Origin of the sequence: Nocardia sp. NRRL S-836 (genome assembly GCF_001279525.1) — a bacterium.
Taxonomy (GTDB): domain Bacteria; phylum Actinomycetota; class Actinomycetes; order Mycobacteriales; family Pseudonocardiaceae; genus Lentzea.
In genome coordinates this window covers 1-454 of record NZ_LGDY01000018.1, presented here as the reverse complement: position 1 = coordinate 454, position 454 = coordinate 1, and the positions used below count along the sequence as shown (strand labels likewise).

At 67.8% G+C, this 454-nt stretch carries 1 protein-coding gene; it reads right to left on the bottom strand.

What is annotated here, in order from left to right:
* Positions 1-454, bottom strand: a 454-nt coding sequence (locus ADL03_RS04900; RefSeq protein ID WP_369808932.1) for a LacI family DNA-binding transcriptional regulator, incomplete at both ends; no start/stop codon positions are given.

Sequence of the window (454 nt, the reverse complement as noted above, 5' to 3'; positions counted from 1 at the left end):
GTCGTCGCGGTCGAGCGTGCGGCCGATCAGCAGGCACCCGTCGGCCAGCCGCACCCGGCTGTCGTCGCTGAAGATCCGCCGCTGCCCACCGGCGGCCTTGGCGCTGGTGAACAGCAGCAGATCGCAGCCGACCGCCTCGGCCTGTTCCTCGATGCCCTCCAGGAACGGCTGGTAGAAATCCGCCCGCGTGCTCGGGAACACCGTCTCATAGGTGAACACACCGAGAATGCGATTGCGGTGGTCGTGCATCCTGCGCGCGATCGGGTTCGCGACATAGCCTGTCCTGCGGATCACCGCCAGCACGCGGGCGCGGGTCTCCGGCGCGATCCGGACACCGCCGTCGGTCCGGTTGTTCAGCACCAGCGACACCGTGGCCTGGCTGACGCCGGCCATTCTGGCGATGTCCTGCTGGGTGAGCCGCTTGGCCATGAGCACCTGCCAATTCGAATTGGCA